Raw genomic sequence first — 2,754 nt, 5'->3', positions numbered from 1 at the left:
ACACCGGGCAGACCCAATCCTCGGGGAGATCGGCGAAAGGGGTGCCGGCGGGAACACCGTTGTCGGGGTCGCCGACATAGGGGTCGTAAACGTATTGGCAGACGGTGCAGATGTAAGGCTCCATGGCAGTCTCCTTCAGTGACAGTAAAAATCTTCAGCGACAGTAAAAAACCGTTTTGATTCCGTATACATCCGGAATCGCTGACGGTTCGGGCCTTCCCTGCGAAGGTCCGGCACAAGTCTAACAGACGGAAACTCCGTGTCAAATAAGGCTGGAGCAGCAATTTAAGACTTGATTTTGAAACTCGTTGTGTTACTTTGAACACTCGTTGTGTTACCGTGTCATAATTAAAATGCCGGCGCAGGGAGATCCACCAATGCTCAATGACAACACCAGGTGCCTGAATCTCAAGAATCACGGCAGAGACTGTGATCAAGTTCCACCCGATGGTACCTGGCAGTCACAGAGCACAACTCCTCTCCCCCTGAGAGGACCATCCAACTCCCCGCACGAGACGTTCTACTCATCCCGCGTACCGTATCTTCTAGGTCCCCCGTAGCAGCAAGCAATCAGCCCCAAGTTATAAGCAACGAGCCGGATACGAAATTTCGCTCTATCCGATGGAACTCTTTTTCCCTGTGCCTTTTCTTCAGATATGGCAAAGGAATGCAAACGCGCGAGGCTAACGGCTGTTTCCTCAAACGCTCACATATAACCGGGTTCGCCCCATCTAAAAAACGAACGGATACTAATCCTAACAACACAAGGAGGCGTGGACATGAGTTACGAAGTGAAGAACAAGCAGTTGCTGGACTGGGTCAAGGAAGTCTCCGCTATGTGTCAGCCGGACCAGGTCTACTGGTGCGACGGGTCCGAAGAGGAATACGACAGGCTGTGCAATCTTCTGGTCGAAGGCGGCACCTTTCGTAAACTGAACCCCGAGAAACGCCCCAACAGCTACCTGGCCCTGTCCGATCCGGGCGACGTAGCCCGCGTCGAGGACCGCACCTTCATCTGCAGCGTCTCCAAGCAGGACGCAGGCCCCACCAACAACTGGGTGGCCCCCAAAGAGATGAAAAAGAAGCTGACCGAGCTGTTCACCGGCTGCATGAAGGGACGCACCATGTACGTGATCCCCTTCAGCATGGGCCCGCTCGGTTCAGACATCGCCAAGATCGGCGTGGAGATCTCCGACTCCCCCTACGTCGCGGTCAACATGAAGATCATGACCCGCATGGGCAAGAAGGTCATCGACGTCCTGGGCGACGGCGAGTTCGTCCCCTGCCTGCACTCGATCGGCGCTCCGCTGCAGCCTGGCCAGAAGGACGTGCCCTGGCCGTGCAACAAGGAGAAGTACATCGTCCACTTCCCGGAGGAGCGCTCCATCTGGTCGTTCGGCTCCGGCTACGGCGGCAACGCGCTGCTCGGCAAGAAGTGCCTGGCGCTGCGCATCGCCTCCAAGATCGCCAAGGACGAGGGGTGGCTGGCCGAGCACATGCTGATTCTCGGCATCGAGAACCCGGAAGGGGAAAAGACCTACCTGGGCGCCGCCTTCCCGAGCGCCTGCGGCAAGACCAACCTCTCGATGCTGGTGCCGCCCGACCACTTCAAGAAAACCGGCTGGAAGGTCTCCACGGTCGGCGACGACATCGCCTGGATCAAGCCGGGCGCCGACGGCAAGCTGTACGCCATCAACCCGGAGGCAGGCTTCTTCGGCGTGGCGCCGGGCACCTCGATGAAATCCAACCCCAACGCCATGATCTCCTGCGCCAAGAACTCCATCTTCACCAACGTGGCGCTCACCCCGGACGGCGACGTCTGGTGGGAAGGGATGACCGACGAGGCCCCCGCCAAGCTGACCGACTGGCAGGGTAACGAGTGGACCCCGGGCTGCGGTCGTCCGGCCGCCCACCCCAACTCCCGCTTCACCTCGCCGGCCAGCCAGTGCCCGTCCATCGACCCAGCCTGGGAGGACCCCAAAGGTGTGGCGATGGAGGCGATGGTGTTCGGCGGCCGTCGCAACAACGTGATCCCGCTGGTCTACCAGGCCTTCAACTGGAGCTTCGGCGTCTACCTGGCCGCCACCATGGGCTCCGAGACCACTGCGGCCGCGGTCGGCGCCATCGGCAACGTCCGTCGCGACCCGTTCGCCATGCTGCCGTTCTGCGGCTACCACGTGGCTGACTACTTCAACCACTGGCTGCAGATGGGGCGCACCAACCCGAACCCGCCGCGCATCTTCAGCGTCAACTGGTTCCGTAAGGACGCCAACGGCAAGTTCCTCTGGCCGGGCTTCGGCGAGAACATGCGCGTTCTCAAGTGGATCGTGGACCGCGTCCACGGCCGCGGCGGCACCGCCGTGGAGAGCCCGCTGGGCTGGATGCCGAGCTACGAGAACATGGACTGGACCGGCCTCGAGAACGTCACCAAGGAGCAGTTCCTGGAGATGATGTCCGTGGACCGCGATGTCTGGAAGGAGGAGATCCTCTCCCACGAGGAGCTGTTCGTGAAGATGTACGACCGTCTCCCCAAAGAGTTCCTCCACATCCGCGAGCTGATCCTCTCCGGCCTCTGGCGCTCCCCCGAGCACTGGGAGCAGTTCGCGCTGCCGGGCGGCGACGAGCCGCAGGAGTAAGACAAACGGGTAGCCCCCTCTCCGTCGGGAGGGGGGCTACCTCAACAACAGCAACAGCAACTGAGCAACAAAAAATACCATGCTGGCCATCCACTGGTAGTCTTTGAAGTTGCGGACT

The 2,754-nt window shown here is 60.2% G+C and carries 2 protein-coding genes; one reads left to right on the top strand and one right to left on the bottom strand.

Annotated elements, in window-relative coordinates; translation table 11 throughout:
• The coding region (locus VJ604_RS07165) for a rubredoxin (RefSeq protein ID WP_324081091.1) at window positions 1–124 on the bottom strand (124 nt) is incomplete at its 3' end.
• A gap of 655 nt (window positions 125–779) precedes the next feature.
• Between VJ604_RS07165 and VJ604_RS07160 the strand changes: the two genes are divergently transcribed.
• Window positions 780–2,636, top strand: coding sequence for a phosphoenolpyruvate carboxykinase (GTP) (locus tag VJ604_RS07160; protein WP_324081089.1), 1,857 nt, complete (start codon window positions 780–782; stop codon window positions 2,634–2,636).
• Window positions 2,637–2,754 lie beyond the last annotated feature (118 nt).

The sequence above is a fragment of the Geomonas sp. genome (genome assembly GCF_035254065.1).
Lineage (GTDB): Bacteria > Desulfobacterota > Desulfuromonadia > Geobacterales > Geobacteraceae > Geomonas.
The sequence above is the reverse complement of the archived record's forward strand: the minus strand, read 5'-3'. Positions and strand labels throughout refer to the sequence as shown.